21 protein-coding genes and 1 pseudogene are annotated in these 20,786 nt (G+C 69.4%); 13 read left to right on the top strand and 9 right to left on the bottom strand.

Annotated features, from left to right (window positions below):
• Positions 1 to 131 precede the first annotated feature (131 nt).
• The gene (locus tag ACRQ5B_RS06820; RefSeq protein ID WP_432398206.1) at positions 132 to 1,139 is read left to right on the top strand and encodes a TIGR04086 family membrane protein; all 1,008 of its coding nucleotides are present in this window, start codon (positions 132 to 134) and stop codon (positions 1,137 to 1,139) included.
• A 22-nt stretch (positions 1,140 to 1,161) separates the two neighbouring features.
• Here the strand turns inward: ACRQ5B_RS06820 and ACRQ5B_RS06815 are convergent, their stop codons facing one another.
• Entirely contained in the window at positions 1,162 to 1,560 is a 399-nt protein-coding gene (locus tag ACRQ5B_RS06815; RefSeq protein WP_432398203.1) for a YchJ family protein, read from the bottom strand.
• 203 nt (positions 1,561 to 1,763) lie between these two features.
• Between ACRQ5B_RS06815 and ACRQ5B_RS06810 the strand changes: the two genes are divergently transcribed.
• From ACRQ5B_RS06810 to ACRQ5B_RS06800, 3 genes are all read left to right on the top strand, one after another.
• The gene (locus ACRQ5B_RS06810) at positions 1,764 to 2,132 is read left to right on the top strand and encodes a hypothetical protein (RefSeq protein ID WP_432398200.1); all 369 of its coding nucleotides are present in this window, start codon (positions 1,764 to 1,766) and stop codon (positions 2,130 to 2,132) included.
• Positions 2,133 to 2,172: 40 nt separating this feature from the next.
• The gene (locus ACRQ5B_RS06805) at positions 2,173 to 3,177 is read left to right on the top strand and encodes an aldo/keto reductase family protein (protein WP_290257267.1); all 1,005 of its coding nucleotides are present in this window, start codon (positions 2,173 to 2,175) and stop codon (positions 3,175 to 3,177) included.
• A 184-nt stretch (positions 3,178 to 3,361) separates the two neighbouring features.
• Positions 3,362 to 3,802 carry a DUF4282 domain-containing protein gene (locus ACRQ5B_RS06800; protein ID WP_432398197.1) on the top strand — a complete coding sequence of 147 codons (441 nt, stop codon included), beginning with the start codon at positions 3,362 to 3,364 and terminating at the stop codon, positions 3,800 to 3,802.
• A 44-nt stretch (positions 3,803 to 3,846) separates the two neighbouring features.
• Here ACRQ5B_RS06800 and ACRQ5B_RS06795 read toward each other — a convergent pair whose 3' ends face one another.
• The 7 genes from ACRQ5B_RS06795 to ACRQ5B_RS06765 all read right to left on the bottom strand — a co-directional run bounded on the left by ACRQ5B_RS06795 (position 3,847) and on the right by ACRQ5B_RS06765 (position 8,966).
• Entirely contained in the window at positions 3,847 to 4,728 is an 882-nt protein-coding gene (locus ACRQ5B_RS06795) for a cytochrome c oxidase assembly protein (RefSeq protein ID WP_432398195.1), read from the bottom strand.
• Between the two features lie 48 nt (positions 4,729 to 4,776).
• Positions 4,777 to 5,496 carry an SGNH/GDSL hydrolase family protein gene (locus ACRQ5B_RS06790; RefSeq protein WP_432398192.1) on the bottom strand — a complete coding sequence of 240 codons (720 nt, stop codon included), beginning with the start codon at positions 5,494 to 5,496 and terminating at the stop codon, positions 4,777 to 4,779.
• 123 nt (positions 5,497 to 5,619) lie between these two features.
• On the bottom strand, positions 5,620 to 6,438 hold the full coding sequence (locus ACRQ5B_RS06785) for a DUF4389 domain-containing protein (protein ID WP_432398189.1): 819 nt from the start codon (positions 6,436 to 6,438) through the stop codon (positions 5,620 to 5,622).
• The gene (locus ACRQ5B_RS06780; RefSeq protein WP_432398187.1) at positions 6,336 to 7,148 is read right to left on the bottom strand and encodes a hypothetical protein; all 813 of its coding nucleotides are present in this window, start codon (positions 7,146 to 7,148) and stop codon (positions 6,336 to 6,338) included. The genes ACRQ5B_RS06785 and ACRQ5B_RS06780 overlap by 103 nt, the downstream gene beginning before the upstream one ends.
• Entirely contained in the window at positions 7,145 to 7,585 is a 441-nt protein-coding gene (locus ACRQ5B_RS06775; RefSeq protein ID WP_432398184.1) for a flavodoxin family protein, read from the bottom strand. Before ACRQ5B_RS06775 ends, ACRQ5B_RS06780 begins: the two co-directional genes overlap by 4 nt.
• Positions 7,582 to 8,637: a zinc-dependent alcohol dehydrogenase family protein gene (locus ACRQ5B_RS06770; protein WP_432398182.1), complete on the bottom strand. Its 1,056-nt coding sequence runs from the start codon at positions 8,635 to 8,637 to the stop codon at positions 7,582 to 7,584. Before ACRQ5B_RS06770 ends, ACRQ5B_RS06775 begins: the two co-directional genes overlap by 4 nt.
• Positions 8,634 to 8,966 (bottom strand): hypothetical protein, encoded by a 333-nt coding sequence (locus ACRQ5B_RS06765; RefSeq protein ID WP_412884310.1) that lies wholly within the window; start codon positions 8,964 to 8,966, stop codon positions 8,634 to 8,636. Before ACRQ5B_RS06765 ends, ACRQ5B_RS06770 begins: the two co-directional genes overlap by 4 nt.
• 408 nt (positions 8,967 to 9,374) lie before the next feature.
• Between ACRQ5B_RS06765 and ACRQ5B_RS06760 the strand changes: the two genes are divergently transcribed.
• The gene (locus ACRQ5B_RS06760) at positions 9,375 to 10,898 is read left to right on the top strand and encodes an amidohydrolase (protein ID WP_432398179.1); all 1,524 of its coding nucleotides are present in this window, start codon (positions 9,375 to 9,377) and stop codon (positions 10,896 to 10,898) included.
• On the opposite strand, the pseudogene ACRQ5B_RS06755 reads toward ACRQ5B_RS06760, so the two are convergent.
• Positions 10,882 to 11,402: pseudogene (locus ACRQ5B_RS06755) on the bottom strand (hypothetical protein). The gene ACRQ5B_RS06760 and the pseudogene ACRQ5B_RS06755 overlap by 17 nt on opposite strands.
• Positions 11,403 to 11,581: 179 nt before the next feature.
• Here ACRQ5B_RS06755 and ACRQ5B_RS06750 point away from each other — a divergent pair.
• From ACRQ5B_RS06750 to ACRQ5B_RS06715, 8 genes are all read left to right on the top strand, one after another.
• Entirely contained in the window at positions 11,582 to 13,096 is a 1,515-nt protein-coding gene (locus ACRQ5B_RS06750; protein WP_432398176.1) for an HNH endonuclease, read from the top strand.
• Between the two features lie 320 nt (positions 13,097 to 13,416).
• Entirely contained in the window at positions 13,417 to 14,034 is a 618-nt protein-coding gene (locus ACRQ5B_RS06745) for a uracil-DNA glycosylase (RefSeq protein ID WP_432398173.1), read from the top strand.
• A 112-nt stretch (positions 14,035 to 14,146) separates the two neighbouring features.
• A complete protein-coding gene (locus ACRQ5B_RS06740; protein ID WP_432398170.1) occupies positions 14,147 to 14,890 on the top strand; it encodes an SDR family oxidoreductase in 744 nt (247 codons plus the stop codon).
• Between the two features lie 6 nt (positions 14,891 to 14,896).
• Positions 14,897 to 15,874 (top strand): L-lactate dehydrogenase, encoded by a 978-nt coding sequence (locus tag ACRQ5B_RS06735; protein ID WP_432398167.1) that lies wholly within the window; start codon positions 14,897 to 14,899, stop codon positions 15,872 to 15,874.
• Between the two features lie 75 nt (positions 15,875 to 15,949).
• Positions 15,950 to 16,657, top strand: coding sequence for a FadR/GntR family transcriptional regulator (locus ACRQ5B_RS06730; protein WP_432398164.1), 708 nt, complete (start codon positions 15,950 to 15,952; stop codon positions 16,655 to 16,657).
• A gap of 83 nt (positions 16,658 to 16,740) precedes the next feature.
• On the top strand, positions 16,741 to 17,748 hold the full coding sequence (locus ACRQ5B_RS06725; protein ID WP_432398712.1) for an asparaginase: 1,008 nt from the start codon (positions 16,741 to 16,743) through the stop codon (positions 17,746 to 17,748).
• Between the two features lie 8 nt (positions 17,749 to 17,756).
• Complete coding sequence (locus ACRQ5B_RS06720; protein WP_432398162.1) at positions 17,757 to 19,169, top strand: aspartate ammonia-lyase; 1,413 nt, start codon at positions 17,757 to 17,759, stop codon at positions 19,167 to 19,169.
• Positions 19,170 to 19,339: 170 nt separating this feature from the next.
• Positions 19,340 to 20,752 carry an amino acid permease gene (locus ACRQ5B_RS06715; RefSeq protein WP_432398160.1) on the top strand — a complete coding sequence of 471 codons (1,413 nt, stop codon included), beginning with the start codon at positions 19,340 to 19,342 and terminating at the stop codon, positions 20,750 to 20,752.
• Positions 20,753 to 20,786 lie beyond the last annotated feature (34 nt).

The raw sequence follows: 20,786 nt of genomic DNA, 5'->3' as shown, positions 1-20,786 counted from the left end.
TAATAATAAGCAACCTTGCTAATTGGGTTGCCGGCGTGGTTAGGTATGGCAAGACCTGATGACGGTCGAAGCATTGCCGTGCCCGGCCGGATCAGCCGGCACGGGTCTCCCAATGAAAGCGAGCAGCCATCATGAGCAGCACAGCAGGCCCCGAAGACCGCAGCCCCCGCCGCGAGAGCACGGCGGACCTCGAACCGGGCCGCGACGCCCGGATCCACGACGCCCGGCAGGACACCGCCGAGCCCGTCCGCCCTGCCGGGACCGAAACTGTCCGGCCCGCCGAAGAGCACGCCGGCCACCACGCCGAGCACCGGGCGGAGACTCCCGCCGCGGCCGCCGCCGAAGAACGCGAACTCCGCGCCGAGGACCGGGCAGACCACTCCACCGAGACCCGCGCCATGCCCGCCGCCGCCGGCGCCGCAACGGGTGCCGCCGCCGCAACGGCCGCCCGGGACCACCACGACAACCGGCCCATCCATGGCTCGCGCGACCCCCGCCAGGACGGACTGGACCGCCACGACCGGCTGGACCGGGAGACCGTCGTCGAGGAGGTCCCCACCCGCGAAACGGTCGTTGCCCGCGAGAAGGAACAGTTCGGCGGCATCAAGGTCGGCTCGGCCTTCTTCGGCTGGCTCGCCGCCACCGGCATGGCCGTGATCCTGACCGCGCTTGTCGCCGCCGCCGGTACCGCCGTCGGCCTCGCCACCAACACCACGGTGAACGATGCCGTGAACCAGGCCTCCGGCAACCAGACCGTCGGCCTCGCCGGCATCATCACCCTCCTGGTGATCCTGTTCCTCTCCTACTACTGCGGCGGCTACGTGGCCGGCCGGATGGCGCGCTTCAACGGCGCGCGGCAGGGCCTCATGGTGTGGATCTGGGCGCTGATCGCCGCCGTCGTCGTCGCCATCCTGGCCATGACCGCCGGCCAGAAGTTCGACGTCCTCGCCAACCTGAACAGCTTCCCGCGCATCCCGGTCAACGAGGGCGACCTCACCACCACCAGCGTGATCGCCGCCGTCGTGGTGGCCGTCGTGGCCCTGATCGGCGCCATGCTGGGCGGCCTCGCGGGCATGCGCTTCCACCGCAAGGTGGACCGCGCCGGCTTCACCCCGGTGGAAACGGTCGAGGAGCGCTAATCCCCTCCGGGAAACGGCACCCCTAGCGGCCCTCGACGCCGTCGAGGTAGTACCAGCGGCGGTCCAGCCGGCGGAACCGGCTGGTCTCGCGCTGGACGCCGCGCTCCCCGGCCACCCGGTAGTGCGCCGCGAACTCGACCGTTCCCTCGCTGTCCAGGGGGCCGCCGCGGTGGGTCGCGAGGATGTCCAGCCGCCGCCACTGGATCGCCGGATCCAGGTCCAGCTCCGCCGGCCGGGTCTCCGGATGCCAGGTGCGGAGCAGGTACTCCGGATCCAGGACCACGAACGCGCTGTACCGTGACCGCATCAGCTGCTCGGCGGTCGGTGCTTCCGCTTCCCCGCGGTGGTACCGGCCGCAGCACTGCCCGTACTGCTCACCGGAGAGGCACGGGCACCGGCCCTCGAACCCTGACTGCTGCACGCGTTTCCCTTCCCTCGCCCGGTCCCCGACGGCCCGAAGCTGACACCGACTATATGCCTGTGGCGGGCCGCCGCGGGCCCGAAGGTATCGGCTTGGACACATCCTGGCTCCGCCAACGTTTCCCGGCGCGTCGGCGGCCGATTCTCCGTAAGGTTAACGGTGGCCGGGAACGGCCCGCAGCAGGCTTGGAAGGGAGAGGCGACGTGGAAGACCCGACGACCACCGCCATGAATCTGACCTACGCCGGCACCCTCGTGATCGGCGTCGTCATGTTCGTCGGCGTCGCGGCGGCCTTCGTCATCACCCTCCTGCTCGCCGGCCTCGGCAGGCTCATAGCCACGCTGGGCATGGCACTCTTCGGTCGCCGCGCCGGCGCACCCGTTGCGACGAAACGCAGGCCGAAACTGAAGCCGGCCCGCAAGGAACCGCAGATCTCCCCGGAATGGGCGGCCGCCGTCGAACGCGCCGATGCCCGGGCCTGCGCACGGGCCGAGGCGGCCGCGGCACCCGAAGTCACCGTCTCCGTCCGCGAGCTCCCCGCCGCCGGCCGTCCGGAGCGCAAGGCCAGCTGAGCCCTTACCGCGCCCGGGTATCTGGGCTACGTTGGGACCCATGGAATTCAGATACCTCGGCCATAGCGGCTTCAAGATCTCGGAAATCACCTTCGGCAACTGGCTCACCCACGGCTCACAGGTGGAGAACGACGTCGCCACCCAGTGCGTGCGGGCGGCGCTCGACGCCGGGATCAGCACCTTCGACACGGCCGACGTCTACGCCAACACGGCCGCCGAGACCGTCCTCGGCGAGGCCCTCAAGGGCGAGCGGCGTGAATCCCTGGAAATCTTCACCAAGGTCTTCGGCCCCACCGGCCCCAAGGGCCACAACGACCTGGGGCTTTCCCGCAAGCACATCATGGAGTCCATCAACGGCTCCCTGTCCCGGCTGCAGACCGACTACGTCGACCTCTACCAGGCCCACCGGTACGACTTCGAAACCCCGCTGGAAGAAACCATGCAGGCCTTCGCCGACATCGTCCGGCAGGGCAAGGCGCTATACATCGGCGTCAGCGAATGGACCGCGCAGCAGATCCGCGACGGCCACGCCCTCGCCAAGGAACTGGGCTTCCAGCTGATCTCCAACCAGCCGCAGTACTCCATGCTGTGGCGGGTCATCGAGGCCGAAGTGGTCCCCACATCCGAGGAGCTGGGCCTGTCCCAGATCGTCTGGTCCCCCATGGCCCAGGGTGTCCTCAGCGGCAAGTACCACCCGGGCAAGCCCGCGCCGGAGGGCAGCCGCGCCACCGATTCCAAGGGCGGCGCGCGGATGATCGAGCGCTGGATGTCCGACGAGGTCCTCACCGGCGTGCAGCAACTCAAGCCCATCGCCGACGAGGCCGGCCTGACTATGGCGCAGCTGAGCATCGCCTGGGTGCTGCAGAACAAGAACGTCGCCTCCGCCATCATGGGTGCCTCACGGCCCGAACAGATCGAGAAGAACGTCGCTGCGGCCGGCGTGAAGCTCGATCAGGGCATCATGGACAAGATCGATGCGGCCATCGGTTCGCTGGCCGAGCGCGATCCGGCGCAGACCAAGTCCCCGGCGTCGCGCGAGGCCTGACGCGGGACTGTCTGCCCCACTCCGGGTCTGCCCGACCCCGTTCGGGGGCTGGCGCAACGGGACTGAGGCGGCCTTGGGTTGGCGCGCCGTGCCGCCTTGCGTTGGCGGGACCGTGTTTCGGTTAGGCTCTGCACAACCGACACGATCCCGCCCGCAGGTGGCGGGCCACTCCTTGGGGGAGCCAATGAAAAACCTCTTCGATTTTTCCTTCACCCGGTTCGTCGCGCCGTCGATCGCCAGGATCGTCTACATCCTGATCATGATCGCCCTCGGCGTGATGTACCTCTTCTTCGTCATCTCGGCCTTCGCCAGCCGGAACCCGTTCCTCGGGGTGCTGGTGCTGCTGGTGATCGGCCCGCTGATCGTGATCATCTACCTGGCCCTGGCGCGGATCGGCCTCGAGTCCCTGGTGGCCGGCATCCGGACCGCGGAGAACACCGCGGAACTGATCCGGATGCAGGGCGGCACCCCTCCGGGCGCCCACCTGGGCCCGCAGCAGCACGGCCCGGTGGGTCCGCAGTCCTGGGACACGCACGGCGGCCAGTACCCGGCACCGCAGCAGCCCCAGCAGTACCCGGGCGGCTACCCGGGCTCCGGCCAGCCTCCAGTCCCGCCGGCACAGTAACCAGGCGCGCCGGCCCGGCGCGGCAGCCGCCCGGCAGTATGGGGCTAGCGGCCCCGGCGCAGGTGTTCGGCGTTGAGCGCTTCCAGTTCGCTGTCCGTCAGGTCGTCGAAGCTCCGCGCCTCCCGCTTATCCGTGCGGGAGAACCGCATAAACATAAGGATGATCAGCGGCAGGTCCACGGCCTCGCAGATGAACCAGAGCGCGTCCCCGGCCAGTTGCTGGTCCCGGAGCGCGTCGGGGAACCAGCTAGGCCCGGCCTGCCGCGCCGTCATCAGGTCCAGGACCTGACCGTTCAGCCGAAGCAGGATGCCGGGGACGGCGTCCACCAGCAACTCGATGAAGACGAAGACGAACTCCAGCGTGATGAAGGCGCTGGAGCGGTGGAAGTCGGCTTCCTCGATGATGGGCAACGCCATCAGTAGGCCCAGCACTGGGATGACCACAGTCAGCAGGGCCTCCGCCAGCGGGTTGGCCCGCAGCACATAGAACGCCGGGGTCAGGAACGTCGAGAAGAGCGCCAGGCCCAGCAGCGGTGCCACCAGGGAATTGCTGACGAAGCGGACCAGGCGGTGGCCCAGCACGGAGTCCAGGCGTCCGGCGCCGCGCTCCGACAAGGCGGCGCGGGCCAGGCCGATGGGTTTTCCGATGCCGATCAGGAGCGGGACGACGAAGAGCAGCAGCGTGATCTTGACCGTGAACGCCCACCGCAGCCCGGCGCTGTAGACGCCGGTGAACCCGCAGGTCAGCACCAGGAATGAGCCGAGGCCCAGGAGGTAGAAGGCGAGCGTGCGCCAGAGCGGCCAGCGCCCGCCCTTTGCCGCCGCGGCCCGCAGTCCCAGGCCGTAGAGGGTGCCGGCGATCAGCGCGAGGACCAGCGCGGTCCAGTCGACCTGCCAGGCGGATATAACGACGTCGAGAGGTGGCACGCGCCCACCTTACGGGCGTTTCCTAGGAATTCCCCGGGATCGTCGGCGTTATTCGGCCGGCCGGCCCGGCTGCGGGTTCTGTTCCGGAGCGGCGTGCTCGATCACGGCGGCGATGTGCTGGAGCAGGTATTCCTGTCCGGCAACGGTGGGGTGGTCGCCGTCGGGCCCGATCAGGTCCTCGACGTCGTCGCTGATCCAGCCCTCGGCGATGGGGTCCACGAATTCGGCGCCCGCACTCTGGGCGGCGCTCCTGAGTTGGGAGCGGATATCCAGCAGGCCGGGGTCGGGGTCCGTAGTGTACGACGGCGGGCCCACCACGATCAGCTTGGCCGAAGGGGCCGCGACCTCCGCGTGGGCCAGCGCCGTCGAGGCCGCCTCGCCGACGTCGGCGGGGGCGTAGCCAAGATCGTTCTCCGAACCGAAGAACACCACGACGCCGGTGTCCGGGGTGACGAATTGGTCCACCTGGCTGCCGAAGGTGCCGTCGGCATCACCCGGGCGGACGTAGCCGCTGCCGTTTTCCGCGGCGTTGATCACCTGGAACCCGGACAGGGCGGGATCCGTCCGGATCAGGGCCGGCCAGGCGTGGTCGGGAGACGTTCCGTGGCCGGTGCTGAGTGAATCGCCGACCACCACCACGCGCACCGCGGGTGCCGCCGTGACAGCCGGCTGGGAGGAGCTGGCGAGGGCCGCCGCTACCAGGCAGGCCGCAAGACCGACGGCGACGTGCCGTCCGTGACCGTCGCGCGATAAGAAGGTGACTGCCATGATCGCCTCCTGCCTGGAACCTGCCGTGTCCGCCCCCGCAGGGACGCTGGATACAGCAACGTTGCCGACTGTTGCCAGTGTAACCGCGCCCGGTGTGGACGCTACCCCCTTGGGCCAACAGGTTCAGGAAGCCGGCGGCGGGACCGGACCGGGCGACGGCGGGGCCGGGGCGGGTGGGACTGGTCCGGGCGGGACCGGCGCCGGCCAGGTCGAGCCGGGCGCCGGCGCCGGCTGCGCGTCGCCGGGATCGGCGGGGCCGAGGTCCAGGTGGAACGGCGGATACTCGTCTCGGAGGAGTGCCACGTAGGCGATGACCCGATAGACCCACCGGTTGAGCCCCATCAGCAGGTCGAAGAGACCTGTCCAGTATCGGCCGGTGAACAGGAGCAACACCCCCGCGATGAGCACCAGCAGCCCGATTAGGGAGATGCCCGCGTTTTCCTGCACCCATTGCGTGCCGTCCCAGTAGCGCTCCCGGCCGCCCCAGCCGCGCACGGTGCCGGTCAGGATCCCCACGATCAGCAGATGGGGAATGGCCAGCAGCCAGGACTTCACCAGCACCAGGCCGCGGGAGAGCCGGTCCGGGTAGTCGACGTCGAAGTCGGCGGGATAGTCGGTCCGGGCCAGGGTGAAGGGCGGGTACCGGTCCGTGCCCAGCGCCGAGTAGGAATAGAACGCCACTCGCCAACTCCAGCGGATCACGCCCACGTTGAAGACAAACAGCGAGCGCGGATACCGGCCGGTGAACAGGATGGCGAACCCCGCCACGATCGTGGTGACCACCAGCGCGAACCAGAGGAAGAACAGCACGATGTAGTGCGGGATGGCCAGGAACCACTTCACCAGCCACAGCCACCGGGACAGCTGCGGGTCCAGGTGGCCGCTGAGCCGGGCAGGATAGATGCGCGACGGCGGCGGGTAACCGTAGGGTGGCGGCAGCACGGGATAGCCGGGGCCCCCGGCCCTGCAGCCCCCAGCCCCGCCGCGCCCAAAACGATCAGCAGCACCCCGACGCCCAGCAGCACCACTCCGGCGATCAGCAGGCCGATAAAGATCGGCAGCAGGAGCTCCGAACGGACCCCGCCGCTCAGGTCCACGGCCACCGGGCTCGCCGCGTCGGCGTTCATGATGACGACGGCCCAATTCCCCGGCCGGATGTCCCAGCGCAGGTCCTGGCTGCCCGTCCCGGAGACGGAGGCGGCCCAGAAGGTCTGCTCCGCCGGCCGCCCGGGCGCCTTCGTCCCGGGGACGGTGCGGTAGTCGGCCTGGAAGGGCGAGAACCGGACGTCGGCGAGCTCGGAGTGCGGGACGCCGGCGAGGTAGCCCGCGACGTCGGCCTGGCGGGCGATTCCGATGAACACCGGCCGGGACGGGTCTGCGGCGGAACCGCGTAACAAGATGCTGCCCGGCATCGCGTCCGTCCCGGGAAGTGTGCCGTTGGGGCGCATGCCGCCGTCGTCGAGGATGTTGATCCGGGGAAGTGTCAGCGCGTAGCCGTCCGCCGTGAAGCGTTCCGTCGGGGTGGTGAAATAGCCGCCGTCGCGCTGCTGGTAGTTGGCCCAGCCGGTGGCGGCGGCCCCGGCGAGCAGGCCCAAGCCCAGCAGCGCGGCGAGCGAGCCGAGGACCAGCAGGACTACCCGCCCGGGCTTCATAGCCTTTCCGCCGCCTCCAGTAGCGACTGACCCCAACGGGTCGCCTTTTCGATCTCTCCGGGCCGCAGCGGGCCCTCGCTGCCGCGGACGTAGAACGGCATGGGCTCGGAGATGATGTCCGCGCCGTGGTCCTTCAGTGACTGGGCCATCTTCTTGGCCGCGTCGCCGTGGATGAACATCCGCACCCGGGTGTCGAAGGCGGCGGCCTTCACGCCGGCCAGGTCGCCGTCGCCCAGCCCGGAGAGCAGTTCCGTGACCTTGGGCGTGGGACGCCAGCCGTTAATCGGGCTGCCCAGGACCAGCAGGTCCCCCGCCAGCAGGTCCGAGGGCCGGAAGTCGGTGACCGGGATGGGATCCGAGTGGAAGACCTCCGCGACGGCCTCGGCCACCGACTTGGTGTTGCCGTAGGCGGAGTCGTAGACGACATGGGCCCTCATCCGCTGATCACCACCTTCAGCGCCTTGGTTTCTGCCGCCCGGGCGAAGGTGTCATAGGCGTCCAGGAACTGCTCGAAGCGGAACCGGTGGGTGGCGAACTTGGCCGCCGGGATCTTCTTCCGGGCCACGAGCTTCAGCAGCATCGGCGTCGTATTGGCGTTGACCAGGCCCATGCTGATGGTGATGTTCTGGATCCAGAGGTCCTCGACGTGCAGTTCCACGGGTTTGCCGTGCACGCCCACGTTGGCCACCGTGCCGCCGGGACGAACGATGTCCGTGCACATGCCAAAGGTCGCCGGGACACCCACCGCCTCGATCGCCACGTCCACGCCCAGCCCGTCGGTGCGGGCCAGGACCTGGTCCTTCCAGTCGGCGTCGCTGGAGAGGACGGCGTCGGTGGCCCCGAATTCCCGGGCCTTCTCCAGCCGGTTCGCGTCCAGGTCGACGGCGATGATGGTGGCCGCGCCATAAAGCCCGGCCGTAGCGATTGCGGCGAGGCCCACCGGCCCGGCCCCGATCACCGCAACGGTGTCCCCCGGCTTGACCCGGCCGTACTGCACGCCGATCTCGAAGCCCGTGGGGAGGATGTCGGAGAGCATCACGGCTTCCTCGTCGCTGACGCCCTCCGGCAGCAGGTGCAGCGAGTTCTCCGCGTACGGAACCCGGACGAACTCGGCCTGCGTGCCGTCGATCAGGTGCCCGAACACCCAGCCAATCCCGGACTTCCCCTCCTCCCCTAAGCAGTGCGAGTACAGGCCGGTCTTGCAGTTGGCGCAATGCCCGCAGGACTTGATGCAGGAGATGATCACCCGGTCCCCCACCTTGAGGCTCGTCACGGAGGACCCCACCTCGGTGATGGTGCCGACGCCCTCGTGGCCCAGGATCCGTCCCTCGGTCACGGCGGGCACGTCGCCCTTGAGGATGTGCAAGTCCGTGCCGCAGATGGTGGTGGTGTCCACCCGGACGATCGCGTCGCTCGGGTTGGTGATCACCGGGTCCGGAACGTCGGTCCAGGATTTCTTGCCGGGGCCGCCATAGACGAGGGCTTTCATGCAGACTCCTTGACTCGAAGGACCACCGGCGGATCAACGATCCGCAGGCGGCAGGGCGTAACGGAGGCATCGATCCCCGAGGAGACGATCGACTGGCGGGCGTGCTCGCGGAGTTCGTCGAAGGCGGCCGCGGTAACCCGGGCATGGCCGAGGTCCACGACGATTTCGAAGCCCACGAACTTGGCGACCACCCGCCGGCAGACGACATACAGCGCGCGGATGTTCGTCGTCGTCACGACGCCCCGCACGTCCACCCGAACGGTTTCGGACGCCGGGTCGGTGTGCAGCACCACCTTGATGCGCGGGTCGCCGTGGGACGGATGCGCCAAAAAGGATCTCGCGCGACTGCTGTGATGGGCGTGTCCCAAGGGGCTCATGGCGCCTCAGCGCTCCCCGCGACGCCGGGCGTTGCCGGTCCCCGCTGCCGTGCCTCTTGCTGCCGGTCATTCACCATGGCGGATCTCCTGCCTTTCCTGCCCAAGCTGGAAAGTGCAACTGCCATTTCCTCACCCCAGGGTCATAGCGAGACCGAAATTTCCTCGCAGGCGCTTCCCCAATTCCCCAAAATTGCCGTGCTGGATTCGCCCAATACCCAGAGTGACGGGGCCGCTCTGCCCGGGCAAGGGGACAAAGGTCCCTTGGACTGCCGCCTCAGGCGGGGGCTGATACGGGTGTGCGTTGTGTGGCTGCTGCTACGTGGATTGCTGCGCTCCGGGGACCCCTTTAGCCTTGCTGCTATGCCTAAAACAGCCCCCGACGCCGGTGCGCCGGACCTTCTTCTCACCGGCGTCCACCAGCCGGACGATATGACGCCGTGTGACATCCTCCTGAGTGGTGGGCGGGTCGCGGCTATCGCGCCGGCGGGGTCCCACGCATCGGTTCCGGCGGGGACACGGCGGGTGGACTTCGACGGCCGGTTCGTGATTCCCGGGCTGTGGGACGAGCACGTGCACATGAACCAGTGGGCGCTGACCTTGGGCCGGGTGGATCTCTCCGGTGCCGCGTCGGCGCGGGAGGCCGCCGCCGTCGTCGGGGCTCACGTTGGCGGCGTGCGCGACGGCGCCGTGCGCGACGGCGGCCCGGTCTCCGGCGGCCGGACGCTGGTCGGCGTCGGCTTTCGCGACGCCGTATGGGCCGACGCCCCCAGCCTGGAGCTGCTCGACGGGGCGACAGGCGGTATTCCGGTGGCGCTGATCAGCCACGACCTGCACTGCGTCTGGCTCAATTCGGCCGCCGCCGCGCGCTACGGGGTAACCCCGGGCCCGGACGGGCTACTCCGCGAGGAGCCGGCGTTCGCGCTGACCCGCGAGCTGGGCCGCCTGCCCGATGCCGATGTCGACGCCTTGGTCCGCTCCGCGGGTGCGGCGGCCGCCGCTCGGGGCATCGTGGGGGTCGTGGACCTTGAGATGGTGTGGAACCGGGACCCCTGGCTGCGCCGGATCGCCGACGGGTTCAACTCATTCCGGGTGGAGGCGGGGGTGTACCCGCAGGACCTTGACCGGGCTGTGGCGGAGGGGTTGCGCACCGGCCAGCAGGTTCCAGGCGGCGCCGGCCTGCTCAGCGTTGGGCCGCTAAAGGTACTGATCGACGGGTCGCTGAACACCCGCACTGCGTACTGCGTGGACCCCTATCCGCACGGCGGCCGTGGGCTGCTGACGGTGAGCGAGTACGAGCTCCTGGAGTTGCTGGTGCGGGCCCGCGACACCGGGTTTGTGCCCGCGGTGCACGCGATCGGCGACGGCGCCAACGAGGTCGCGCTGAACGCCTTCGCCGCCGCGGGCGTGAAGGGACGCATCGAACACGCCCAGTTCGTCCGGCGGCAGGACTTTGCGCGCTTCGGCGAGCAGGGGCTGACCGCCAGTGTCCAGCCGGCCCACGCGCTGGATGACCGCGACGCCGCCGACGCCAATTGGGAGGGGCGCACAGACCGGGCCTTCCCACTGCGGTCCCTGCTCGACGCCGGGGCCACGCTGGCGCTCGGGTCGGACGCGCCGGTGGCCCCGCTGGAGCCGTGGACGGCTATGTCCGCCGCGACTACCCGGGCGCGCGGCGACGGGCGGGAGCCGTGGCATCCGGAGCAGGCGCTGACGCGGCGGGAGGCACTGGCGGCCTCCGCCCGCGGGCGTTCCCGCATCCGCGTCGGCGACCCGGCCGACGTCGTCGTCGTGGAGGGGGATCCGCTCACCGTGGACGACGCCGCATTCGCCGCGATGCCGGTGGCCGCGACGCTGGTGGCGGGCCGGTTCAGCTTCGGGGGCTAGGTACCTGGACCAGGTTCGCGAAGGGCAGCCGGCCAAAGTCCTCGACGAAGGCCGCGTGGTAGGACGCCAGGGCCGGGGCCAACTCGTCGACCGGGAGTTCGCGCCAGGCGATGATGAGCCGGTCCGCGGCGGCCAACTGCCAGATGAGCCGGCCGTCCCAGTGACCGGGCGGCCTGCCCCGACCGAAGTCGACGAATTCCTGGATCTGCCGTCGGAGCCCGCGGTTGCCCTTGCTGCCGGGGCCCGCCTTGCCCAGGTAGAGGATGTCGGCGCCTTCGACCCACTCGGCCTTCAGTGTTTCCTGGGGCAGGCCGGGGTTCTTTTCTTGAAGACTCCTGCGGTGCTCTTGGCGAGGAACTCCGGCTCGGCCGGCTCCTGGCCGCCCGCGGGCAGCAGAACGGCGAAGATGCCGGGCTTCTGCGGGATGCGGTTGATCTCAAGCTCGCCCAGGGGCCGAAATCCGGTGAAGCCGTCACGCTTCAGTGACGCTCTGTTCAGGGGCATGGATTCCTCGGGGATTGCTTGGATACGGCAAGTTCCAGTATGGACGGTGGGGGTGATTGGTGCCGTGGGGGCCGCTGACGGCCGCTCCTCCGGAAGGCATTTGCGGCGTTCCTCAAGCCGCCAGGGAGGTCTCCGCGTTCGATCCTTGAAATGTCAGACCCTCCCGGTTGAATTGATTTATGGAAGGCATTCGGAAGCTTTTCGAAGACTCAGTCGCTGCAGCGGCCCCCACAGTGGGAAACGCAGCGGCGATCATCGATGAGCTCCGCGCCCTCGAGGACAGGAAATCCGCGATCTCAGCCCGCCAGGCCAGGTTGGCGGTGGCTTTGGATCTGGTCCGGCGTCGGGAACAAGCTGCTCTGGGCTTGCCCGCTGACCAGCTCGGTGCCGGGGTCGGGGCGGAGGTCGCGTTGGCGCGGCGTGAATCCCCGGCTAAAGGCTCCCGCCTCCTGGGGCTGGCCCGAGCGCTGGTTACCGAAATGCCGCACACGCTCGCCGCTCTCGACACCGGGCGGCTGAATGAATGGCGGGCCACGCTCCTGGTCCGTGAGACTGCCTGCCTGGACGCCTCCGATAGGGCCGCGGTGGACGAGGAACTCGCCGCCGACACCGGCACCTTCGACGGCGCCGGAGACCGCGCCATCATCTCCGCAGCCAAAGCCGCCGCCTATCGGCACGACCCACGCTCCGTCACCCAACGCGCGGCACACGCCGAAACCGAACGGAGTGTCAGTCTCCGCCCGGCACCGGACACCATGTGCTACCTCACCGCCCTGCTTCCCGTCGCCGCAGGAGTGGCCGCCTACGCGGCGTTGACCCGGCACGCCGACACCGCCCGCGCCACCGGAGACACCAGACCCCGCGGCCAACTGATGGCCGATGCGTTGGTGGAACGGGTCACGGGGATACCTGGCGGGATCACCGGTATCGAGGTCCAACTTGTCATGACCGACCGGACCCTCCTCGCCGGAGATACTGAACCCGCTAGGCTCGCCGGCTACGGTGTCGTCCCGGCCGGGTGGGCAAGGAAACTCGTGGCTGCCAAGGGCGACATCCCAGAGCTCACAACGTGGGTGCGGCGGCTTTACACCGCTCCCGGCACAGGCGAACTCATCGGCATGGATTCCCGGGCCCGGTTCTTCCCCGCAGGTCTGCGCCGGTTCATCGAGGCCCGCGACACCACCTGCCGGACCCCGTACTGCGACGCACCCATCCGGCACCTGGACCACATCGTTCCCTGGCACAGCGGCGGAGCAACCACAGCAGCCAACGGCGCAGGACTCTGCGAAGCCTGCAACCACACCAAAGAAACCCCCGGCTGGACCGCCCGACCGGTCGATAGGACAGAATCGGTCATCCGTGCTGGACCAAGAATCCGGGCCGCGACATTAACCAGAGCCCAGCCGGCCGACGGACCCGGGGCGAACCAGGGAGGCAAGCCCGGCGACAAGTTCCAAGTTGGCCTCCACACCCTCGAACTCACCACCCCCACCGGTCACACCTACACCTCAACAGCGCCACCTCTTCCCGGCAACTCAACGGGAAGTGGAGCGTGTTTCAGATCAGCACAGGGAGGGGAGCCAGCGACGGATCATGCCCATGGTTCCCTGCCTCTGGGAGGGCCGGAGCTGAGGGCGGAGCGTCATCGAATGAGGGCACGGCGGCTCGGGCGGAAGAAAAAGGTCGCGGCTTGAGCTGCAACGAGCCGTCCGACGCCCAGCTTGCTGGCTCGGGCAAAGTCGGACACCGCTGCGCGGGGAATGCCCCGACTTAAACACAGAACCTGCAGGTACCTTCGCGATCTCGCTATGAGCTGGCCCGGGAATCGAAACACCCTGAACGGCCCGTGAAAATCAGATGGTTACCTGCAGGCACTCAAAGCGTACGCCGCCGTCGAGCCCGGGGCCAAGGGGTCCGTGGACTCTTGCCCGGCCCCGGGAAATGGCTCCCAGCCTAGCGGCGTAGAGTGGACAGAGACGCCTGATTCTGGACGCCAAGTGCTGAGGGAGAAATCGTGACGATTGACTGGGACGAGAAGAAGACCCTGCTGCAGGAACCGAACATCGCCGCCGTCACCCAACTCTGTGATGAGCTCAGGGAGAAGAAGCCGGGCTCGGTGGTCCCCTACATCGACCCCGTCCATGACGAGGACGAATGCCGGATCGTCAGCCTCCATATCTCGCCCGGCAAGGGCTGCGAATCGGGTTTCCTCTCCCACCTCAACGACGACGAAGCCGCCCAGCGCGCCACGTCCATCTACGAGGCCGTGGATCTCGACCCCCGTTACGTAATGCCCTGGAACGCCTACCCCTGGGTCCGGGACCCCGGCCTTCCCACGGCGCTGAACGTCCAGGAAAAGACCGACGGCCTCCGCCCGTTCCGCCAGTTCATGAAGATCAACAAGCGCGCCTCCGCCGTGATCGCCCACGGCGCCGACGCCCACTCCTTCCTCACCCTCTTCGAGAAGACGTACCACTCCTCGCTGAAGAACCGCGGCATCAAGATCTACAAGGCCACCGCCCTCGGCGGCCGCGCCTTCGCCGTCTCAGCGGCCAAGCAGGAGGAACTGCTCGCCAAGAACGTCGCCGTCTACAAGGACGCCATGCAGCGGGCGGGCATCCAGCACCTCTGACCCCCGGGCACAACGGCCCTCCCCGCCCCGCCCTCGGCGGGCATGCTGGGAGGGCCGGCCGCGCGGCCGGTCCACAGTGGCGCCCGGACGGCGCCGGAAGGGCGGGTGCGCGATGGGACGGTTGGACGGCAAGGTGGCCCTGATCAGCGGCGGCGCCCGCGGCATCGGCGCGGCCATGGCCCGGCGCTTCCTCGAGGAGGGCGCCAGCGCCGTCGTCGGGGATGTCCTTGACGACGACGGCGCCGCGCTGGCTGCCGACCTCGGCGACCGGCTCCGCTACGTCCACCTCGACGTGACCCGGCCCGGGGACTGGGACGCCGCCGTTGACCAGGCCGTCACGGCCTTCGGCGGCCTCAGCATCCTGGTCAACAACGCCGGGATCGTGACCTTCGGCCGCATCGACGAGTACCCGCACGAGCAGTGGGACCGCATCATCGAGGTCAACCTCACCGGCGTCTTCAACGGCATCAAGGCAGCGGCCCCTGCCCTCGCCCGGGCGGGCAGCTCCTCCATCATCAACGTCTCCTCGATCGCCGGGATCCGCGGCTACGAGAACCTCCCCGGTTACACCGCAGCTAAGTTCGGCATCCGCGGCCTGACCAAGGCCGCCGCCCTGGACCTCGGCCGCGACGGCACCCGGGTCAACTCGATCCACCCCGGTGTCATCCGCACCCCGATGACCGACGGCATGACCTTCGATACCGGGCACGTCGCCCTCCACCGCATCGGTGAACCCGTGGATGTGGCGGACCTGGCCGTCTACCTGGCCGGCGACGAGTCCTCCTTCGTCACCGGCGCCGAGTTCGTCATCGACGGCGGAGAGACCGCCGGCACCGTCGTCACCCCGGCCGGCTGACCGCCCATGGCAACGGCAGCAACGCCTGAAGCAACACGCTCCGGCACCAAACTCGCCGTCGTCGGCGCCGGCAGCGTCGGCACCTCGCTGGCTTATGCCGCCCTGATCCGGGGATCCGCCGGCCACGTCGCGCTCTACGACGTCAACGCCGCGAAGGCCGAGGCGGAGGTCCTGGACCTGGCCCACGGCACCCAGTTCTCCGCCGCAGCCGTGACGGTCGACGGCGGCGGGGACATCGCCGCGGTGGCCAGCGCGGACGTCGTGGTCATCACCGCCGGGGCGAAGCAGTCGCCCGGCCAGACCCGGCTGGACCTCGCCGGAACCAACGTCCGGATCCTCGAACAGCTCATGCCCCGCCTCATCGATCATGCCCCGGACGCCGTCTACGTCCTGGTCACCAACCCCTGCGACGTGCTCACGGTCGCCGCGCAGAAAATCACCGGCCTGCCGCCGTCGCGCATTTTCTCCTCCGGGACCGTGCTGGATACCTCCCGGCTGCGGTGGCTGCTGGCGCACCGGGCGGGCGTCTCCGTGAGCAGCGTCCACGCCAACATGGTGGGCGAACACGGGGACACCGAGTTCCCGGTCTGGTCCGGCGCCACGATCGGGCCGGTCCCCATCCGGGAGTGGACGGTCGACGGCAGCCGCATCTTCACCGACGCCTCCCTCGCCGAGACCGCCCGGGAAGTCACGCAGGCGGCTTACAAGGTGATCGCCGGGAAGGGCGCCACGAACTACGCCATCGGGCTCTCCGGCGCCCGGATCGTCGAGGCCCTGCTCCGCTCTGAAAACGCCGTCCTGCCCGTCTCCACGGTCCTGAACGGCCAGCACGGGATCACCGGCGTCGCCCTGTCCCTGCCCAGCGTCGTGGGCCGCGGCGGCGTGCGGACGGTGCTGGAAACGACCATGGACGACGGCGAGATCGCCTCGCTGCACCACAGCGCCGAGACGCTGCGGCAGAGCCTGGCTTCCCTGGGGATCTAGGAGATCCCGCCGCAGATCCCCGTCATCCGGCCCCGCGTGTTGACAGCCCGATGTGACCCCTGCCATATTTGAAACGTGAACCTGTCAGACAGCCGGACAGCTGGACAGCCTCTCGCCCGCCTCAGCGCCGCCGAAGCCGTCTTCAACGTCCTCCGCTCGGATATCGAATCCGGGAAACTCCCCGTTGGCGCGAAACTCAGCTCCGAGGCCACCCTCGCCCAGCAGTACGGCGTCAGCCGTTCCGTGGTCCGGGAGGCCCTGCGCTCCTGCACCGCGCTGGGCCTGACCGTGACCCGCACCGGGCGCGGCACCTTCGTGGTCGCGGACCGCGTCGCCACTGACCTGGTCCTCGGCCAGTATTCGGCCCTGGACCTGACCGAGGCGCGGCCCCACATCGAGGTCCCCGCCGCCGGCCTGGCCGCGGAACGGCGCTCCGCCGAGGAGCTGGAAACCATGCGGGACATCGTCGCCGAGATGGCCGGCGAGGACGATCCCGAGGTGTGGGTGGGCCTGGACTCGAACTTCCACGCCCTGATCGCCAAGGCCAGCCGGAACAAGGTCTTCGAAAACGTCGTCGCGGAGATCCGCGAGGCGCTGGCCTCCCAGTCGGAGACCCTGAACATGGTGGCCGACCGCCAGCACGCCTCTAACGACGAGCACCGGAAGATCCTCGCCGCCATCGAGGCCGGCGACGCCGCGACTGCACGGGTGGCCATGAGCCAGCACCTGCACGCCGTCGGCGAGGCCCTCGCCTCCATCCTGCACCCCGACAGCGCCGCCTAAGCGGCCACCACCGGGCACCACCCACGCCCACCCGATCCAAAGGACACCATGACTTTGCCTTCCCCGCCCTCGCCCCGGACCGCCTGGACCCGGCCGGCCTGCCGCAGCACGCCGCCCTGGCGGCCCAGACCCGCGATGGGCTGGTGGAAAGCATCCACTACGGCTCGGCGGCGGCCACCGCCGCCGACGGTTCCCTGCTGCTCTCCGCCGGCGACCCGCAAGCCCCGTTCTACCCCCGCTCGGCCCTGAAGCCGCTGCAGGCGGTAGCCATGGTCCGAGCCGGCCTCGAACTCCCGACCGACCTCCTGGCCCTCGCCGCGGCCAGCCACTCCGGCGGCCCCGAGCACCGCGACGGTGCCCTGCGCATCCTGGAACTGCACGGCCTCGGCCCGGACGCGCTGGAAAACAGCACCGACCTGCCCTACGGCGTCCGCGAGCGCGAGGAATGGCTCCGCGCCGGGGGCACCGCCACCCAGCTGGCCCAGAACTGCTCCGGCAAGCACGCCGCGATGGCCGCCACCTGCATCATCAACGGCTGGCCCGTGGCCGGGTATCTCGACCCCGGCCACCCGCTGCAGCAGCACGTGGCCCGGACGGTCGAGGAACTGACCGGCCAGGAACCGGAACGGACGTCCACGGATGGCTGCGGGACCCCGCTGTTTGCCCTGACCCTCGGCGGCATGGCCCGCGCCTTCGGCCGGATCGCCGCCGGGAACGGCACCGCTGGAATCGACACAGCGGAAGCCGCCGTGGCCGACGCGATGCGCCGCCACCCGGAGATGGTGGCCGGACGGGACCGGGACGTCACCGCCCTGATGCGCCTTGTCCCCGGCCTGGTCGCCAAGGACGGCTTCGAGGGCGTCCAGCTCGTCGGCCTGCCGGACGGCCGCGGCGTTGCCGTGAAGATCTCCGACGGCGGCGACCGCGCCCGGATGCCCGTCACCGTCCGGATCCTGACGGCCTTTGGCATCGACGCGGAGGCCCTGTCCGGCCTCGCGACGGCGCCCGTCCTGGGCGGCGGCCACCCCGTGGGGCTGCTCCAGGCCACCGACTTCCTCCCCTCCATCACCCCCAGCACCGACGCACGCTAAGGAACGCCATGACCACCCCCGCCACCGCAGACTTCCGCTCGGAACACGACCTCCTGGGCGACCGGGACGTCCCCGCCGACGCCTACTGGGGCGTCCACACCCTCCGCGCCGTCGAGAACTTCCCCATCACCGGCCAGCCGCTGTCCTCCAACATGTACCTGGTCCGCGGACTCGCCGCCGTGAAGCTGGCCGCTGCCCGCGCCAACCACGAGCTGGGCCTGCTGGACGCCCGCCGTGCGGAGGCCATCGAGGAAGCCTGCACCGACGTCATGGGCGGCAAGCTCAGCGAGCAGTTCGTCGTCGACGTCATCCAGGGCGGCGCCGGAACGTCGTCGAACATGAACGCCAACGAGGTGATCGCTAACCGGGCGCTCGAAATCCTGGGCTACCCCAAGGGCGACTACGCGCAGCTGCACCCCAACGACCACGTCAACCTCAGCCAGTCCACCAACGACGTGTACCCCACCGCGGTGAAGCTCGGCACCATCTTCGCCGCCCGGGAATTGCTCGAGGCCCTCACCGAACTCGAGGACGCGTTCGCAGCGAAGGCCATGGAGTTCCGCACTGTCGTCAAGATGGGCCGCACCCAGCTCCAGGACGCCGTCCCGATGACCCTCGGCCAGGAGTTCGGCACCTACGCCGTCACCATCGGCGAGGACCGGCTCCGGCTGGCCGAGGCGGACCTGCTGATCCACGAGATCAACCTCGGCGCCACCGCGATCGGCACCGGGCTGAACGCCCCGGCCGGCTACGCCGAGGCCGCCTGCCGGCACCTCGCCCAGATCACCGGCCTGCCGCTGGTCACCGCCGTCGACCTGATCGAGGCCACCCAGGATGTGGGCGCGTTCGTGCACCTCTCCGGCGTGCTGAAGCGGGTGGCCGTGAAGCTGTCCAAGATCTGCAACGACCTCCGCCTGCTCTCCTCCGGACCCCGCGCCGGCCTGGGCGAGATCAACCTGCCCGCCGTGCAGTCCGGCTCCTCGATCATGCCCGGCAAGATCAACCCGGTCATCCCCGAGGTGGTCAGCCAGGTCGCCTACGAGGTGATCGGCAATGACGTCACCATCACCATGGCCGCCGAGGCGGGCCAGCTGCAGCTGAACGCCTTCGAACCGATCATCGTCCACAGCCTCCACAAGAGCATCTCCCACCTGGAAGCCGCCTGCCGCACCCTCACGGCACGCTGCGTCCGGGGCATCACCGCCAACACCGAACGGCTCCGCCTCACCGTGGAGCAGTCAATCGGCCTGGTCACCGCGCTGAACCCGCACCTGGGTTACGCGACCGCCACGGCCATCGCCCAGGAAGCCCTCGCCACCGGCAAGGGAGTCGCGGAACTGGTCCTCGAACACGGGCTGCTCACCGCCGAGCAGCTCGCCGACCTCCTCAGCCCGCAGCGCCTGGCCAACCTGAGCAAGTAGCGTCCCCCGAATCCCCAAAAGGACCCCCCCATGTCATCTCCCGGAACAGCACGCTCCCCCGGCCCACGGTCACTGACCACACCATCCCGCTGCACGCCCACGCCACCGAGGCGGCCCTGCACGCCGAGGACCAGGGCTACCACAAGAGCCTCAAACCCCGTCAGGTCCAGATGATCGCGATCGGCGGCGCGATCGGCACCGGCCTGTTCATGGGCGCCGGCGGGCGGCTCGCCGCGGCCGGTCCCGCCCTGATCATCAGCTACGCCCTCTGCGGCTTCTTCGCCTTCATGATCCTCCGCGCCCTGGGCGAACTGGTCATGCACCGGCCCTCTTCGGGATCGTTCGTCTCCTACGCCCGCGAATTCTTCGGCGAGAAGGCCGCCTTCGTCACCGGCTGGCTGTACTGGCTGAACTGGGCGATGACCGCGATCGTGGACATCACCGCCGTCGCGCTCTACATGAACTTCTTCAAGAAGTACTGGGCGCCGATCGCGGACGTGCCGCAGTGGACCTGGGCCCTGGCGGCCCTGATCCTGGTCCTGGGCCTGAACCTGATCAGCGTCAAGGTCTTCGGTGAGATGGAGTTCTGGTTCGCGCTGATCAAGGTGGTGGCCCTGGTCTCCTTCCTGCTGGTCGGCATCTACTTCGTCATCTTCGGCACCCCGGTCCCCGGCCACGAGGTGGGCTTCACCCTGATCGCGGACAACGGCGGCTTCTTCCCGAACGGCCTGCTGCCCGCCGTCGTCGTGATGCAGGGCGTCGTGTTCGCCTACGCCTCCATCGAGCTGATCGGTACCGCCGCCGGCGAGACCGAAAACCCGGAGAAGATCATGCCCAGGGCCATCAACACGGTGATCGTGCGGATCGCGGTGTTCTACGTCGGCTCGCTGATCCTGCTCTCCCTGCTGCTGCCCTTCAACGCCTACAAGGCCGGCGAGAGCCCCTTCGTGACCTTTTTCGGCTCCATCGGCGTCGACGGCGTGGACGCCATCATGAACCTGGTGGTCCTCACCGCCGCGCTGTCCTCCCTGAACGCTGGCCTCTACTCCACCGGCCGGATCATGCGCTCCATGTCCGTCTCCGGCTCCGCCCCGAAGTTCGCCGCCCGGATGAACAAGGCCGGAGTGCCGTACGGCGGCATCGCCCTGACCGCCGGCGTGGCCGTCCTCGGCGTCATCCTCAACGCCGTGGTCCCGGCCGAGGCCTTCGAAATCGTCCTGAACGTCGCGTCGCTGGGCATCATCAGCACCTGGGGCATGATCGTGCTCTGCCAGATGCAGCTGGCGAAACTCGCGGCTCGCGGCGAACTCCTCCGGCCCTCCTTCCGGATGCCCGGCGCGCCCGTGACCGGCTGGATCACCCTGGCGTTCCTGCTGGCCGTCCTGGTCCTGATGGCCTTCGACTCGCCCGTGGGCACCTGGACCATCGCCTCCCTGGTGGTCATCATCCCGCTGCTGATGCTCGGCTGGCGGCTCTGCAAGCACCGCATCCTGGAGATCGCCGCGGTGCGAGACGGCTTCACCGGCCCCGCCCCGCTGGTAGCTAACCGGCCGGGTCCGGGAGCCGGCGGCGGGACCGTCTAGGCCGGATCGCCTAAGCTCGGACCAGGCATTCCTT

Source organism: Pseudarthrobacter sp. L19 (assembly GCF_050859435.1).
Classification (GTDB): domain Bacteria; phylum Actinomycetota; class Actinomycetes; order Actinomycetales; family Micrococcaceae; genus Arthrobacter.
This window is presented reverse-complemented; position numbering and strand designations above follow the sequence as displayed.